Consider the following 15595-nt stretch of genomic DNA (forward strand, 5'->3'; position numbering starts at 1 on the left):
TAGGGTTCTCCTCAGGCTTAATAGGTCGCGTACTGCGGGGTATATAAGGTGCGGTACCTGGCGATTCAACCGAGCGACTATTTCAAACTGTGTCCTACAGCGTTGAGGTAGAGCCTTGAAGGGAATTTCTTACCGCGAATGGGCTGGGCAGCTCATGTCCCATTGCCGACTCGGCCCGTGATTGCGGGGGATTGCGCCACATGACGAGACGCTTGCCGCGAAGGAGGAGGCGCGGGCGTACGACGGGCGCAGAAGTGTTGCCAGATAATCGCTGTACGACCCGGGGAGGGTCGTACAGCGCCTTATCCGTTACTGGCGATAGGACTTCAGGAAGTTACCGATGCGACCAATGGCCATCTCCAGGTCATCCACACGCGGCAACGTCACCACGCGAAAGTGATCCGGCCACGGCCAGTTGAACGCCGTGCCCTGGACCACCAGCAGCTTTTCCGACAGCAGCAGGTCGAGTGCGAACTTCTCGTCGTTGAGGATCGGGCACACTTTGGGATCGATCCGCGGGAAGGCATACAGCGCGCCCATGGGTTTTACGCAACTGACGCCCGGGATTGCGTTGAGCAGCTCCCAGGTACGGTTGCGTTGCTCCAGCAGGCGGCCCGGTGGCAATACCAGGTCGTTGATGCTCTGGTAGCCGCCCAGTGCCGTTTGGATGGCGTGCTGGCTTGGCACGTTGGCACACAGGCGCATGTTGGCCAGCATGTCGATGCCTTCAATGTAGCTCTGGGCATTGTGCTTGGGCCCGGAGATCGCGATCCAGCCGGAGCGGAAACCCGCCACCCGGTAAGACTTCGACAGGCCGTTGAAGGTCAGGCACAACAGGTCCGGCGCCAGCGAGGCGGTGCAGATGTGCACGGCGTCGTCGTACAGGATCTTGTCGTAGATCTCGTCGGAAAACACCACCAGGTTGTGCTGGCGGGCCAGTTCGAGCATGCCCATCAGCACTTCTCTGGAGTACACAGCGCCGGTGGGGTTGTTCGGGTTGATGATCACCAGCGCCTTGGTGTTGGGGGTGATCTTGGCCTTGATGTCGGCAAGGTCCGGGAACCAGTCGGCGCCTTCGTCACACAGGTAGTGCACCGGATGGCCGCCGGCCAGCGTCACGGCGGCGGTCCACAGCGGGTAGTCCGGTGCGGGCACCAGCACTTCGTCGCCGTTGTTGAGCAAGGCCTGCATGGACATCACAATCAGTTCGGACACGCCGTTGCCCAGGTAGATGTCTTCGATGCCGACGCCTTCCACCTGCTTTTGCTGGTAGTACTGCATCACCGCCTTGCGGGCGCTGAACAGGCCCTTGGAGTCGCTGTAGCCCTGGGCGGTGGGCAGGTTGCGGATCACGTCCTGGAGAATTTCATCCGGCGCTTCGAAACCAAAGGGCGCTGGGTTGCCAATGTTCAGCTTGAGGATGCGGTGGCCTTCCTCTTCCAGGCGCTTGGCGTGCTTGAGCACCGGGCCGCGAATGTCGTAGCAGACGTTGGCGAGCTTGTTCGATTTGCTGACCTGCATGGCGATGATCCTGAAAATGAACGATCCGGACGATGGGGGCACTACCGTACCGGGAACCCCGCGTAGGCCTGAAGCTTAAATACGTTTGAATGCCGGGAACGCGGGTGCCAGACTGGCGTTTTTGAAGAGGCGCAATCATACGTGCCGCCTGATCCATGGAAAAGACACAGATCAGGCTTTTTCAGTTGCCGAGGTGTATCGATGGACAAGTTGGAAAAAACCCTTGAAGAATGGCGGGAAATGCTCGACCCGGCGCAGTACCAGGTGTGCCGTCTCAAAGGCACCGAGCGGCCGTTTTCCGGCAAGTACAATGCCACCACGACGGACGGTGTCTACCACTGCATTTGCTGCAACGAACCGTTGTTCGACTCCCACACCAAGTTTGATGCCGGTTGCGGCTGGCCCAGCTTCTATGAGCCGATCGCCGACAGCGCGATGATCGAGATCCGTGACGTCAGCCACGGCATGATTCGCACCGAAGTCACCTGCGCCAAATGCGATGCCCACCTGGGTCATGTCTTCCCTGATGGCCCGCCGCCTACCGGCTTGCGCTATTGCATCAACTCGGTGTGCCTGGACCTGGTTCCCCGCTGACCTTTCGAGCCCGCAGGCCCTGCACCTGGCCTGCGGGTTATCGCGGGTCATCAGTGGCATTAATTAAATTGCACACAATTTAATTAATCGCTATTTTTCAGGCTTCTTCTCTTTTTCGAGGCACTGCCATGAGCACTCCCTTGCTGAGCATCCCTTGCACCACCATTAACGGTGAGCAAAAGACCTTGGCCGACTTCGCCGGCAAGGCGGTGCTGGTGGTCAATACCGCCAGCAAATGTGGTTTCACCCCGCAATACAAAGGCCTTGAGCAACTTTGGCAGCAATACAAGGACCAGGGCCTGGTGGTGCTGGGGTTTCCCTGCAACCAGTTCGGCAAGCAGGAACCGGGTGATGAAGGGGCTATCTCTGAGTTTTGCGAGCTGAATTTTGGCGTGAGTTTCCCGCTGTTCAAGAAGGTCGACGTCAATGGCGCCGACGCTCATCCCCTGTTCGTGCACTTGAAAAAACAGGCACCTGGCCTGCTGGGTTCCAAGGGCATCAAATGGAACTTCACCAAATTCCTCATCGGTCGGGACGGGCAGGTGGTCAAGCGTTTTGCGCCGACGACCAAGCCTGAGGACCTGACCCAAGAGATCGAAGCACTGCTCAAATGAGCCACCTGCCGCCCGTTTCCCTGGCCCTCGATAACCAGCTGTGTTTCAAGCTGTACGCTGCCTCGCGGGCGGTGACACGGGCGTACAAGCCGATGCTCGATCAGTTGGGCCTGACCTACCCGCAGTACCTGGTGATGCTGGTGCTGTGGGAGTGGCAGGAAGCCGACAAATCGCAGCCCACCGTCAAGGCCCTTGGCGAGCGGCTGATGCTCGACTCGGGCACCCTGACCCCGCTGCTCAAACGCCTGGAGCAACTGCTGCTGGTCAAGCGTCAGCGCAGTTCAATGGACGAGCGCGAAGTGCACCTGGGGCTGACCCGCGAAGGGTGGGCGCTGCGCGACCGCGCTCATGCGTTGAAGACCCGCTTGCTGTGCGACAGCGGCGTCGACCTGAACCAGGCCGACGACCTGCGCCACGGTCTGGACCAACTGCTGCAGCAGATCAAAGCGCTGTCGTCGTCGGCACCCACATATCCAACAGGGCCTTGAGTTCTTCGCGACGAAACGGCTTGGCCAGGTAGTCGTTCATGCCCGCCGCCCGGCAGCGCTCGCGTTCTTCGGACAGGGCGTTGGCGGTCAGTGCCACAATCGGCAGTTCCGGCCAGCGGCCACTGCGACGGATCTGTCGGCTGGCTTCATAGCCGTCCATGACCGGCATGTTGCAGTCCATCAGCACCAGGTCAAAGGTTTGCTCCTCCAGCAACGTGAGGGCTTCGCCACCATGGGCGGCGACGATGACCTGGCACCCCAGCTTGCCCAGCATGCCCTTGGCCACCAGTTGGTTGACCGGGTTGTCTTCCACCAACAGGATACGGGCCCGGTGCGCGAGCGGCGCGCTTTCCATCTGCACGGCGTCCAGCACCACTTCAGCGTCGGTGCGCAAGATGCGGTGCAGGATCTGGTACAGCGCGGTGCGGCTCAGCGGCCGGGCCTGTTGCTGCAAAGGCGCCAGGGCCGCGACTTCCTCGCCTGGCATGAAATTGCCGTAGGCCGTCACCAAAAGTACCGGCGCGGTGATGGCCGGACGCAGGCGGAACAGGCATTCGGGGCAATCGGTGATGAGCACGTCCGGTGTCTGCCCGGTCAAATCGTCATCGATGGAATGGCAGCGATGCGTCAGCCCCCAGCTCGGCAGCAGCGTGTTGAGCAATTCCGCCAGGCCGCTGCTGGCGCTGGTGATTGCCATGACTTCGCCCGAGAGCGGCGCCAGGCGTGCGGCGGGCATGTGGGCCGGTAGCGGCAGGTCGGCACAGAACTGGCTGCCAAAACCGGCCTCGGAGCTGATGCTCAAGCGCCCGCGCATGGCCTCGCACAGGTTGTGCGTCAGCGCCAGGCCAAGGCCGGTCCCGCCAAATTGCCGGGTAATCCCGGCGCCTGCCTGGGTGAATGGTTGGAAGATCTTCACCTGGGCATCCTGGGCGATGCCAATGCCGGTGTCGCACACCTCGATCCGCACCCCGCCCTCATGCGCGCTGAGCCGCACATCCACACGGCCATAACGGGTGAACTTCAGGGCGTTGGACAACAGGTTGCTGACGATCTGCCTGACCCGGGTCGGGTCGCCCACCACCTGGGCCGGGAACTGCGGGTCGATCAAACACGTCAGCTCGACGCTCGGCGCGGCGTTTTGCGAGAGCAGGTTGGCGGTGTCTTCCACCAGCGCACCCAGGTCGAACGCAATGTGCTCGAGCTCCAACTGGCCGGCATCGAATTTGGACAGGTCGAGAATGTCGTTGAGCAGTTCCACCAACACCTTGCCCGAGTCATGGGCAATGGACAGTTGCTGGCGCTGTTCGGCGTTCAACGGGCTGTCGAGTGACAGGGCGATCATGCCCAGTAAACCGTTGAGCGGGGTGCGGATCTCATGGCTCATGTTGGCCAGGAACGCCGCCCGGGCCTGGGCCATGGCCAGTGCGGTGACTTTGGCCGACTCCAGCTCTTGATTGGACTGGCTCAAGCGCTGGTTGCTGGCCTTGAGCTCGGTGGTGCGGGCCGACACGATGTCTTCCAACTGGCCCAGGTATTCGGTCAGGCGGTTCTCGGCATGGCGGCGCTGCTGGATTTCAGTCTCCATGTTTTCAAACTGCTGGTTGGCCACATCGACCAGTACGCCGATTTCGTCGTGTTCATGCCCGGGCGGGCAATCCAGGCGCGTCTGTTTGCGCGTGCTCAGCTCGCGGATGATGCGCACCAGCGGCTGGGTGAGCATCACGTAGTACAGGCCCAGCAGAATCCCCGTGAGCAACAGGCTGCGCACAAACCCGTTGAGCAGGGTGATCTCGGCCCTGCGCAGGAAACGGCTGCCAAAAGTGTAGGTATCGACTTCAAGGCGCAGCACGCCCAGGGCTTCATTGGGCATGTGGGCGAGGTACAGGCGGTCTTCAAATGGGCGGTGGGCGCCAAACAGGAAGTCGCTGATGGGCCGGTAGGTACTTTCCTTGCGTGGCCGATTGACGTCGGCCAGCACTGTGCCGTTGTTGTCGATCAGTTGTGCGCCGCTGATGGCGGGGGAGTGCAGCAGGCCCAGGGTCAGCTCCTGGGCCAGTTCGGCGTCGATGTTGTAGGCAATGCGCGAGGCGGGGTTGTGGCTGATTTCAATCAGGGAACGTATTTCACGGTTGATAGACGCGTCTTCGCTGGCATAATCAATGCCGATCTGAATGAGGCTGAGCAAGGTTCCCAAGACGAACCCGACCAGCACGGTCAGTCTGGCTTGTTTATACGACAAGCGGTGGGCGAACTTGATATCCATCGGGTGCTGAACCACTTTACGTTTCCCTTCGCTCGGCAAGCATAGCTGAACATCCACAAGCGACAGCCTTGCCCGGCATGAGTCGATTTATTCGGTGCAACCCTTCATGGGCTGTCTCAGGGTTGCCAATACGCCATCTTTTTCAAGAACTTGCCAGAGGAATAGTCGTGGATTCTCGATTGAATGCTTTTCTTGAGCGTGCCGAGACAGTACTCGCCCGCCTGGAACCCTTGTTACCTGCGCTTCGCCCGCCCATCGACTGGAATCAGTGCCTCGCCGCCCGCTGGCAGCGCGAAGGCCGCAGCGGCTTCCTGTTGCCGCTGGAGGTCAGCCTGGACATGCGCCTGTCCGACCTGATCGGCGTGGACAAACAGCGTGAGCAACTGGCGCGCAACACCCAGCAGTTTATCGATGGCCTGCCGGCCAACCACGCGTTGCTGTGGGGCTCGCGTGGTACGGGCAAATCGTCCATGGTGCGGGCGTTGCTGGCGCAGCACGCCAAGGCTGGGTTGCGCCTGATCGAGATCGAGCGTGATCACCTGGCCGACCTGCCGCGCGTGGTCGAGCAACTGGCCAAACTGCCGCAGCGCTTTGTACTGTTTTGTGATGACTTGTCGTTCGAGTCCGGCGAGAGCGACTACCGGGTGCTCAAAAGCGTGCTCGACGGCTCGCTGGAGCAGGCGCCCGACAACGTGTTGCTGTATGCCACGTCCAACCGCCGCCACCTGGTCCCGGAAAAAGAGAGCGACAACGAAAACTGGAAAAGGGTGGACGGTGAGTTGCATCCCAACGAGGCGGTGGAAGACAAGATCGCCTTGTCTGACCGTTTCGGCCTGTGGCTGTCGTTTTACCCGTTCAACCAGGACCACTACCTCGACGTGGTCGCGCACTGGATCGGCGAGCTGGCAGCCAAGGCCGGTTTGCAGTGGCAACGCGACGAAGCGCTGGACATCCTTGCCGTGCGTTGGGCCACCGGGCGTGGCAATCGTAACGGCCGTTGCGCCTACCAGTTCGCCCGCTATTGGGTCGGGCTCCAGTTGTTGGAGCGTCAAGCATGATTGATTTGCAACAGGCCGGCACCGGCCTGGACGGCTACGCGATGCTGCACGCCCAGTTGGCGTCGTTGCTGGCCGATGAGCGGGATTTCATTGCCAATGCCGCGCAGTTCTCCGCGTTCCTGTTCAACCAGCTGGATGACCTGAACTGGGCCGGTTTTTACCTCAACCGCAATGAAGAGTTGGTGCTCGGGCCGTTTCAAGGGCAGGTCGCCTGTGTGCGCATTCCGTTTGGTCGGGGCGTGTGCGGGGCCGCCGCAGCGTCGCGGCAAACCCAGCGGGTGGAGGATGTGCACACCTTCGCAGGGCATATCGCCTGTGACAGCGCCTCCAACAGTGAGCTGGTGGTGCCGTTGATCAAGGAGGGCCGTTTGATTGGTGTGCTCGACCTGGACAGCCCGTCGTTGGCGCGCTTTACCGCTGAGGATCAGGCCGGCATTGAACAGCTGGCCGCGATCTTCCTGCGTTTGACCGACTGCTGAACCGGCGCAGGGCTGGCCTCCAGCCCTGCGTGGCCCGCACCGCTATTGCCCGGCGATCAGCGCGTCCAGGCGCATTTGCAGCATCCGCTCCAGTTCCAGCATGCACTTCTCCACGGCCTTGCCCTGGGCCTCGATCGCCTGGGCGTGCGGGTCTTCTTTGCACAGCTGTTCCAGCGATTCGCACCGCGCAGCCAGGGCCGTGGCCTGGGCGATCCGCGCCGCGCCCTTGATCTTGTGTGCCTGCTCAATGAGCTCCCGGGCGGACTCGGGTTGAGACAGCAAGGTCATGAGTGCCTGCCGGTCCTGGCGACTGCTGCTCAATAATTCTTCAAGCAAGCGCCGACTCAACACCGGGTCGCCACCGGTCAACGCGTCCAGGTTGCCCAGGTCGAATTGTTTGTGCAGGGGCAAGCGCGCAATCTGCGCCAACTGCTTTTCCAGCGCCGTAAGGCTGATGGGCTTGAACAGGCAGTCGTTCATACCCGCCTGGGCGCAGCGTTGTTTTTCCTCCGGCTGGGCGTTGGCGGTAAACCCCAGGATGACGCAGGGCGCCAGGTGCTCGCGCTGTTCGTATTCGCGGATGGAGCGGCTGAGTTCATACCCATTCATCACAGGCATATTGCAGTCGGCGATGACCAGGTCGAAACGGGCCTGGCGCCAGGCCTGAAAGCCTGCGGCGCCATGCTGGGCCGCGGTGAACTGGTGCCCCAAAAAACCCAGTTGCTGGCACATCAATAGGCGGTTGGCGGGATGGTCGTCCACCACCAGTACGTTGAGCACCGGGGCCGGGGCCGGGGGCACCGGCTTGAGTTCGTCGGTGATCGCCTCGGGCGGCAGGCTGGTCATGTTCAGGCACACATGCACCTGCGTACCGACCATGGGCACACTGTTGAGGCTTAACAGCCCGCCCATCATCGAGCACAGGCTGCGGCAGATCACCAGGCCCAGGCCCGCGCCGCTCCTGGCCAGGTGGCCGGTGTTATCGGCCTGGGCGAAGGGTTCGAACAGGCGCAACTGGTCTTCGCGCTTGATGCCGATGCCGGTGTCTTCGACCACCAGTTTCATCTGGATTTGCTGGGGTTGCGCTGTGGCCTGTACGTCGACCTTGATCTTCACTTCGCCTTTTTCGGTGAACTTGATCGCGTTGCTCACCAGGTTGGACAGCACCTGCTTGAAGCGCAGCGGGTCGATCAACACGTCGATGTCGTTGGCGTCGGGGTTGAACTCCAAGAGCAGGCTGAGGGTTTTCTGACGGGCCAGGCCGTCGAACACACGTACCACCGACTCGACGACGTCCCGCAGGTTGACGCGTTCCGGCGCCAGGCTCAGGCGTCCGGATTCGATCCGGGCGATGTCGAGGATATCGCCGATCAGCTCCAGCAGGTCTTTGGCCGAGTTGTACGCCACCTCGATGGCCGGGCGGTCCAGGTGGCCATGGTCGGCGCGCTTGAGGGTCAGCTCCAGCATGCCGATGACCGCGTTCATGGGGGTGCGGATCTCGTGGCTCATGGTCGCCAGAAAGGTGCTCTTGGCCCGGTTGGCCTCGTCGGCGCGCTCCTTGGCCGACCGCAGTTCGTCGAACAGCTGGCGCCGTTCGCTGATGTCGATCCAGCCGCCGATGATGCCTTGCACCTCGCCGGTGGAATCACGATAGGGCAAGACCCAATGGTAGATCGTCAGCTGTTTGCCTTGCAGGTGCAGGACGCGGTCGAGGATCAGCGGATTGCCTTCGGTGACCACCCGCTGGTAATCGGCCTGGAACTGATCGGCTTCGGTTTCCAGCGCCATGCTCATCTGGGTGACGCTTTTGCCGATCACGTCTTCACGCTTGACGCCAAAGGTTTGCAGGTAACTGTCATTACAGGTTTGCAGCAGGCCGTTGCGGTCGCGTACGTAAATCGGGTGGGGCGTTTCATTGACCAGCGCGCGCATGAATTCAAACTGATCGTTGAGCGCCCGTTCGGCCATTTTGCGGTGTTTGATCTGGCGCCGCATGTAGGCATTCCAGGTCAGGGACAGCAATAGCAGCACCCCGGTGCCCATGATGATCTGGGCGATCAGCCGGTGGTAGTTGCGCCAGTAGCTGTCGGACGCCGCCGTGTAGCCGCGCCACCGGCTGTTGATCACCCCCAGTTCGTCCGGGGCAATGCTCAGCAGCGCCTTGTCGAGGATCGAACTGAGCTCGGTGGCCTGGCGTGAGGTGGCCAGCGAAAAGCTGGCCGGCAGGGTGCCGATGCTGGAGCTGATCTGCAATTTGTCCTGGAACACCTGTGACGACAGCAGGTAATTGGTGATGACCAGCGAGTTCACGGCGCCTTCCACATGCCCTTGTGCCAGAAGCTCGGCGGCCTTGAAGGTGTCGCTGGTTTCGACCACCTGGATATTGGGGTAATCCTGGTTCAGGAACCGTTTCAAGGGGTTGCCCTGGGTGATCGCCAGGCGCTTGCCGGCCATGTCCTCCAGATTCGTCGGCGAGCCCTGCTCCTTACGGGTCAGTAACACGTAGGAGTTTTCCAGGTAAGGCCGGCTGAAGTTGAGCTGGGCTTCACGCTCGGCGCTGGGCACGATGGCGGCAATGATGTCGACTTTGCCGGTGTCGACCTGCTCAATCATTGTGTGGACATCCCGGCTGCGCAAGATCTCGAAGCGCAGGCCGGTGCGCAGGCGGACCAGCTCCAGAAGGTCGGCGGTAATGCCCCGGAAGTTGCCGTCTGCATCAAAGAAGGTCAAGGGCGCGAAGGTTTCGTTGACGATGACCTTCACCACCGGATGGTCCTTGAGCCAGCGGTCCTCGCGTTGGGTCAGTTGCAGCTTTTGATCGGTAAGCAGGATGTCGCTGCCGGCGCTCCAGCGTTTGGCAATGGTGTCCCGTTCATGCATCGGCACATCGGCCAGCACCGCGTCGATGATGCTCAGGAGGACCTGCTGGTCCTGGCGCAAGGCAAAACTGAAACCATAGGCTTCATGCTTGCCGAAGTTGGCCATGTGGATGTTCTTCAGGTAACCCTTGTTGATCATGTAGTGGGTGGAAATGGTGTCGCCGAGAAACACGTCGGCCTGGTCGAACGCCACGGCATTCAACGCGTTCTGGTAAGAAGGGTAGGCGCGGATGATTGCCTTGGGGTACAGCGCCTCGACTTCCTCCAGTGGCAGGTAGTGGTAGACCAGGCTCAACCGAAGGCCCGCCAGGCCATTGCTCAGGCTGCGGTTCTCGCCTTCGCGGGTGACGAGTACCGGTTGGTCCACCGCGTAGGGGGCCGAGAGGATGATGTTGGGGTGCGCCGCTTCATAGCCGTTGGAAGACCCGAGCACGTCGATGTCTCCGGACTCCAGGGCATGAATGGCGGCATCGCGTGTATGAAAGCGCACGACCTTGACCGGCAATGCCAGTGCCCTGGCCAGCAACCCCGCGTAGTCGGCCGTCAGGCCTTCGTAGTCACGGCCGCTTGAGGTGAGGTCAAAAGGGGGATAGTCGGGTGCGGAAGTACCCAGCACCAGTTCGCGTTTGTTCTGCAGCCATTGGCGCTGCGCCTTGTTCAGTTGGGTTTCCAGTTGAACGGATCCGGCACGGCTGAGCAGGGTGAAGTGTTCCGGGTCCGTTTGAACAGCGGCGACGGCGGTGCTCAAGCACAAACCGGCACTTAATATAATCAGATAATCCTTTATACGGCTGGGCATCCGCTTTCTCACACTAGCGCGTTACGTTTTGCCATCTCGATAAGTTCTACCAAGGATTTGGCTTTGAGTTTTTGCATCAGGCGCTTTTTATAAGTACTGACGGTTTTGTTGCTGAGAAACATGCCTTTGGCAATTTCCTTGTTAGTTCGTCCTTGTGCAAAAAGTTGCAAGACCATTAGTTCACGGTCGTTGACGGTCTTGAATAGCTCCAGCTCCTGGCTGTCGGCCGATTCGGCGCCATTGGCATTCAATGCCTGGCTGGGGAAGTAGTTGTAGCCGGACAATACGGCGCGAATGGCGCTGAGCAGCTCACTCAAGTCACCCTCTTTACAAACGTAGCCATCGGCACCTGAACGCATGCAGCGTGTCGCAAAAAGTGTCGGGCATTGCGCCGTCAGGATCAGTGTCTTCATCGGCGTGTTCATGGCGTTGAACCGGCACAGCACTTCCAGGCCATCGAGTTTGGGAATGCTGATGTCGAGGATAATCAGGTCGGGCAGACATTCGCGGACCATTTGTATCGCATCGCAGCCGTTGTCCGTTTCGCCCACGACTTTATAGCCTTCGTGTTCCAGCAACATTCGAATGGCCAGCCGAATAACCGGGTGGTCATCGATAATAAAAACTGAGTTCATGATCGTATTCCGTGCAAGTGCAAATAAAGCGGGCACATTAGCTCAGAAGGTACGGTGTGAGCATGAAGCGAGGGTGGGGCAACTATAAAACAGGAATATTCCTACAATAAAATAGGTATGGGGCTACAAGTATTGTGGGCGTTATGGGTGGAGATGTAAGGAAATGAGAGGTGAACGGGCGCAAGGGGATTGCTAAGCGGTTGAGCGGTTCGCGAGTAGCGATTTTTCATCGGGGGGTGATGTTTAAAGTCCTACGTGTTTAATTCCGCATAAAGGTGTTTATTCCTTTGCATTCAGTTTTCCGCACCCAAGGGCGGCAGGAGCGCCGCCCATGCGTCCCTGCTCAAGGGTTTGCACAAATAACCCAGCAAGGGCAATTGACGCTGTAACGCCTGGAGCTCAAGGCATTGCAGTTCCGGCACGGGCAACCCGCTCAATAAAATCGCCTGTTTTGCAAAACCCCGGCGGCAGGCGATGTCTATCAACTCCAGGCCGGGCAGGTCCGGCAGGCATTGGTCACACAACAAAATGTCGAAGGGCGCCTCGCATTGCGTCATCAGCCTGATGGCCTGCTCGGCATTTTCAGCGGGCGTCAATTGCGAGAAACCAAAGCTTGTCAGCAGGCACTGTGTGGCCAGCAGTTGAAAGGGATGATCTTCCACCAGCAGGATGCGAAGTTGTTGTGGGGGCATGGCGGGGTCCAGGGGTGTGGCTCGCGCGTCGAGTCAAACCCGGTACTGACGGCGCGTAAGAGCGTGACGCCATAGGCAATAAGAGAGGGCGGGATTATTCATCGGGTGTTTGCACGGGTTCGATCAGGCCGCTCTGTTACCGTCGTAGGGAGTTTCTCTTGCGCGACAGGCGGCCGGATCGATATCGGTTATTGAGGGCTGGAGCGGCCGGTCATTTCCCTGGCCATTTCGGTGGCGTAGCTGTCGGTCATACCGGCGATGAAGTCGATCATGCGCAAAAACGAGGTGTGCAGCGGCCAGGCCGGATTGGGCGCGTTGCTGCCCAGCAGGTCGAGAATGCGCCGGTTCTTGAACGAAGGGGTGCGCCCGCCGTGTTGTTCCAGGGCCGCGCCGCAAAAGGCGTTCAAGAGGATTTCCAGGGTGGTGTAGGCGCCTATTTCGTGCAGCGTCTTGCGCTTGTCCTGGAAGATTTTCTTGCGGGCCATGTCTTTGGCCGCCAGCACGCAGCGCTTGGCGGGGCCGTGCATATGTTCCACCAGATCGCCCGGCAGGGTGCCAGCGAGCAACGCGTCCTGTTGCTCGACAAACGCACGCGCCGCCGCGTTGGTCAGGTGCTCGATGGCCTTGCCGCGCAAGATCGCCAGTTTGCGCCGGCGCGAATCCAGCGGCCCGAGCTGGCGGTAGGTTTGCGGCAGGTCGTCGCCCACCAGGTCGAGCAACAGTGACTCGACCTCGGTGTAATCGAGCAACTCCATTTCCAGGCCGTCTTCCAGGTCGATCAACGCGTAGCAAATATCGTCGGCGGCCTCCATCAGGTACACCAGCGGGTGACGGGCCCAGCGTTGTTCCTCCAACTGCGGCAGCCCCAGTTTCTGCGCGACTTGCTCAAGAATCGGCAACTCGCTCTGGTAACAGCCGAACTTGTGCTTCTTGTAGCCCAGCGAGTCGGCGTGGCGGGCGGTCCAGGGGTATTTGAGGTAGGTGCCCAGGGTGGCGTAGGTCAGCCGCGTACCGCCGTCGAACTGGTGATATTCCAGTTGGGTCAGCACACGAAAGCCCTGGGCATTGCCCTCGAAGTTGAGAAAGTCGTTGCGCTCGGCGCTGCTCATGTCGTCCAGCCAGCCGCGTCCGGCCGCCAGGTGGAACCAGTGGCGAATGGCATCTTCGCCGGAATGGCCGAACGGCGGGTTGCCGATGTCGTGCGCCAGGCAGGCCGATTGCACCACCATGCCCAGGTCACTCGGGTCGCACCAGTCGGGCAGGGCGCTGCGCAGGGTTTCGCCCACGCGCATGCCCAGCGAGCGGCCCACGCAGCTGACTTCCAGCGAGTGGGTCAGGCGGGTGTGGATGTGATCGTTGCTCGAAACCGGATGCACCTGGGTCTTGCGGCCCAGGCGGCGAAACGCACCAGAAAAGATGATGCGGTCATGGTCCTTGTGGAACGGGCTGCGGCCCAGTTCTTCGGAGCTGTGCAGGGTTTTTCCAAGGCGTTCGCGGGTCAGCAGGGTTGGCCAATCCAAGGCGGGTACTCTCCGTGCGGTGAATGACGGCTCCCAGCTTCCCGGTTCGGCCCCTTGGGGGCAAGCGAAAAACTACAGGCCCGCCGCGTCTATATCGATTAACAGCAAACGCTGACCGCTATTGAAGAATTGTCCGGCAGTCAGGCAGTACTGGTTGGTCGTGGCGTCACGGTAGGTCGAGGACAGCGTCAGGCGGCGCTCGTCCCAGCCCTCGGCGAGCAGGTGGTAAAAGTAGGGGCGCCAGGACCAGTTGTGGCCCAGGTAACGGCTGTCAACCCGCCATGCGTGCTGGTGCCATTCGTAATTGGGCGTCAGTTGCGTGCCGTGACGGTCACACAGGTAAAAGCGCAGTAATCGGGGAAACGCCGGTAACTGGGGCAGTTCACCCAAGGGCGCCTGCGCCCAGTGTTGCAGGATGAGCATCAGCTCGCCCAATTGCTGGCGCAGCCGCATGATCCGGCTGCGTTCGGCCAGTTTTTGTTGGACATACGCCGTGCGCAGTTGGGCGAAGCGCGGTACGAAGGCGTCGGCGGGGAACCAGTCCAGTTGCGCCTGCGCAAACAAATACCCTTGTACGTAACGCGACCCGCACTCCAGGGCAAAGCTCAGCTCGGCCTCGGTTTCCACGCCTTCGGCAATGATCCAGCAGCCGGTCTTTTCCGCCATTTGCGCCAGTGCCCGCACCACATCGCTGCTGGGCCCGCCACGTGCGGCGGCCTGGAACAGGCGCATGTCGAGCTTGAGGATGTCGGGCTGCAGCGCCAGTACCCGGTCGAGCTGCGAATAACCGGCGCCAAAATCGTCAATGGCAATGCGCGCGCCCGCCTCGCGATAGCGCGCCACCACGTCGGCCAGGCGCCGGGTGTCGCCGCCCAGTTCAGTGATCTCAAAGACGATGCGCCGGGGGTCGACGCCATGGGCGTCCAGCTGTTTGAGGCTCGGCAACGCCTGGCCCGGGCGCAGGCGGCTGATCCAGCGCGGCGAGATATTCAGGCTCAAGAACCAGTCGTCGGGCACCTCGTGCAGCCGGCTCAGGGCGTTGTCGCGGATCTGCCGGTCAAGGCGGCGCAGCGCTGCGCCAGGCGTTCGCGGGTCGGCAAACAGTGGCCCTACGGAGCGCAGTTGGCCATTGGTGTGGCGCAGGCGGCCCAGGGCTTCAACGCCGGCGATGCGGCCGGTGGCGGTGTCGATGAAGGGCTGGAAGCAGGCGAGCGGTTGCCCGTCGATCACAGGGCCTCCTTGATTGAAATCGAGTGGACAAGAAAAAGGCCCGACCCCGTGAAAGGGGACGAGCCTGATCTCTTAGCAAGAATGCAGCCAGCGGCGGTCAACTTTTGCGCGAAGCGCCCTGCATCGCCAGTTTAATCAAGGGAATCAGCCCGGCCCCCAAGCGCACCAGCCGCGTCATGGTGCCGATACCGCCACCCTTGGCGCCTTTACCTGTCAAAAAACCCAGGAGCGTCACCACGCCCACGCCCCACAGCGGGGCATGCTTGAGGCCAAAGCCGTCTTGCCAGTTCTGGCCCATATTGCGGACTTTGTTCAGGGGCAGCATCAGCTGTTGCGACTCGTGACGAATTTCCTGGCGATGCATTTCCATGCGCAAGCGGATCAACGCCTTGCGCATTTCACGGCGCGAGGTGGACGGAGGAACTTCGGTCAGGCTCATGGCAGCAGGCGCTCCCGGTCGTTGGCCAACTCTTCGAGCGTGGCGTGGAAAGGCGTGGACTCATCAAACACCGCCGCCTTCAAGCGCAGCCCGCAGAACGCGGCGGCCAGGGTGTAGAACACGCAAAGGCTGATGATGCCGGTGAGGCGGTAGGTGTCCCACACCAGAATCATCACCAGCGCTGACAGCCCCACCAGCAACAGCAAGGCAAACACCAACGCCAGGCCCGCGAACAGCAGCAGGCTGACGGTGCGGGCTTTCTGCTCTTGCAGTTCGATGCCGAACAGTTCGACGTGGCTGTGCAACAAGCCCAGCACCGCCGCGCCCAAGCGCCGAGATGAAGAGCCGGGGCCCGTGGACGAGCCGGATTCGCCGATAGCCATG

General features: G+C 61.0%; 14 protein-coding genes. 5 read left to right on the plus strand and 9 right to left on the minus strand.

Translation table 11 applies throughout. From position 1 onward, the window contains the following. Nucleotides 1-309: 309 nt before the first annotated feature. Nucleotides 310-1521 carry a pyridoxal phosphate-dependent aminotransferase gene (locus ACW9H9_RS07175; RefSeq protein WP_457342544.1) on the minus strand — a complete coding sequence of 404 codons (1212 nt, stop codon included), beginning with the start codon at nucleotides 1519-1521 and terminating at the stop codon, nucleotides 310-312. Nucleotides 1522-1722: 201 nt separating this feature from the next. Here ACW9H9_RS07175 and msrB point away from each other — a divergent pair, with 201 nt between their 5' ends. From msrB to ACW9H9_RS07190, 3 genes are all read left to right on the plus strand, one after another. Then, the gene (msrB, locus tag ACW9H9_RS07180; RefSeq protein ID WP_457342543.1) at nucleotides 1723-2115 is read left to right on the plus strand and encodes a peptide-methionine (R)-S-oxide reductase MsrB; all 393 of its coding nucleotides are present in this window, start codon (nucleotides 1723-1725) and stop codon (nucleotides 2113-2115) included. 128 nt (nucleotides 2116-2243) lie between these two features. Beyond that, on the plus strand, nucleotides 2244-2729 hold the full coding sequence (locus ACW9H9_RS07185; RefSeq protein WP_457342542.1) for a glutathione peroxidase: 486 nt from the start codon (nucleotides 2244-2246) through the stop codon (nucleotides 2727-2729). Beyond that, on the plus strand, nucleotides 2726-3217 hold the full coding sequence (locus ACW9H9_RS07190) for a MarR family winged helix-turn-helix transcriptional regulator (RefSeq protein ID WP_457342541.1): 492 nt from the start codon (nucleotides 2726-2728) through the stop codon (nucleotides 3215-3217). Before ACW9H9_RS07185 ends, ACW9H9_RS07190 begins: the two co-directional genes overlap by 4 nt. Here the strand turns inward: ACW9H9_RS07190 and ACW9H9_RS07195 are convergent. Continuing rightward, nucleotides 3171-5480: a response regulator gene (locus tag ACW9H9_RS07195; RefSeq protein ID WP_457342580.1), complete on the minus strand. Its 2310-nt coding sequence runs from the start codon at nucleotides 5478-5480 to the stop codon at nucleotides 3171-3173. The two genes, ACW9H9_RS07190 and ACW9H9_RS07195, sit on opposite strands and share 47 nt — an antisense overlap. 167 nt (nucleotides 5481-5647) lie before the next feature. Here ACW9H9_RS07195 and ACW9H9_RS07200 point away from each other — a divergent pair, with 167 nt between their 5' ends. Both ACW9H9_RS07200 and ACW9H9_RS07205 read left to right on the plus strand, forming a co-directional pair. After that, the gene (locus ACW9H9_RS07200) at nucleotides 5648-6538 is read left to right on the plus strand and encodes an ATP-binding protein (protein WP_457342540.1); all 891 of its coding nucleotides are present in this window, start codon (nucleotides 5648-5650) and stop codon (nucleotides 6536-6538) included. After that, a complete protein-coding gene (locus ACW9H9_RS07205; protein ID WP_457342539.1) occupies nucleotides 6535-7017 on the plus strand; it encodes a GAF domain-containing protein in 483 nt (160 codons plus the stop codon). The genes ACW9H9_RS07200 and ACW9H9_RS07205 overlap by 4 nt, the downstream gene beginning before the upstream one ends. A gap of 42 nt (nucleotides 7018-7059) precedes the next feature. Here the strand turns inward: ACW9H9_RS07205 and ACW9H9_RS07210 are convergent, their stop codons facing one another. The 7 genes from ACW9H9_RS07210 to ACW9H9_RS07240 all read right to left on the minus strand — a co-directional run bounded on the left by ACW9H9_RS07210 (nucleotide 7060) and on the right by ACW9H9_RS07240 (nucleotide 15594). Then, a complete protein-coding gene (locus ACW9H9_RS07210; protein WP_457342538.1) occupies nucleotides 7060-10695 on the minus strand; it encodes a transporter substrate-binding domain-containing protein in 3636 nt (1211 codons plus the stop codon). An 8-nt stretch (nucleotides 10696-10703) separates the two neighbouring features. Beyond that, the gene (locus ACW9H9_RS07215; protein WP_457342537.1) at nucleotides 10704-11330 is read right to left on the minus strand and encodes a response regulator; all 627 of its coding nucleotides are present in this window, start codon (nucleotides 11328-11330) and stop codon (nucleotides 10704-10706) included. Between the two features lie 293 nt (nucleotides 11331-11623). Further along, on the minus strand, nucleotides 11624-12022 hold the full coding sequence (locus tag ACW9H9_RS07220) for a response regulator (RefSeq protein ID WP_457342536.1): 399 nt from the start codon (nucleotides 12020-12022) through the stop codon (nucleotides 11624-11626). Between the two features lie 188 nt (nucleotides 12023-12210). Next, nucleotides 12211-13542 (minus strand): deoxyguanosinetriphosphate triphosphohydrolase, encoded by a 1332-nt coding sequence (locus ACW9H9_RS07225; RefSeq protein ID WP_457342535.1) that lies wholly within the window; start codon nucleotides 13540-13542, stop codon nucleotides 12211-12213. Nucleotides 13543-13614: 72 nt separating this feature from the next. Next, nucleotides 13615-14772: an EAL domain-containing protein gene (locus ACW9H9_RS07230; protein WP_457342534.1), complete on the minus strand. Its 1158-nt coding sequence runs from the start codon at nucleotides 14770-14772 to the stop codon at nucleotides 13615-13617. 97 nt (nucleotides 14773-14869) lie between these two features. Then, nucleotides 14870-15211 (minus strand): hypothetical protein, encoded by a 342-nt coding sequence (locus ACW9H9_RS07235; RefSeq protein WP_457342533.1) that lies wholly within the window; start codon nucleotides 15209-15211, stop codon nucleotides 14870-14872. After that, the gene (locus ACW9H9_RS07240) at nucleotides 15208-15594 is read right to left on the minus strand and encodes a phage holin family protein (protein ID WP_457342532.1); all 387 of its coding nucleotides are present in this window, start codon (nucleotides 15592-15594) and stop codon (nucleotides 15208-15210) included. Before ACW9H9_RS07240 ends, ACW9H9_RS07235 begins: the two co-directional genes overlap by 4 nt. Nucleotide 15595: the final 1 nt, after the last annotated feature.

The organism is Pseudomonas sp. SDO5215_S409 (assembly GCF_054071325.1).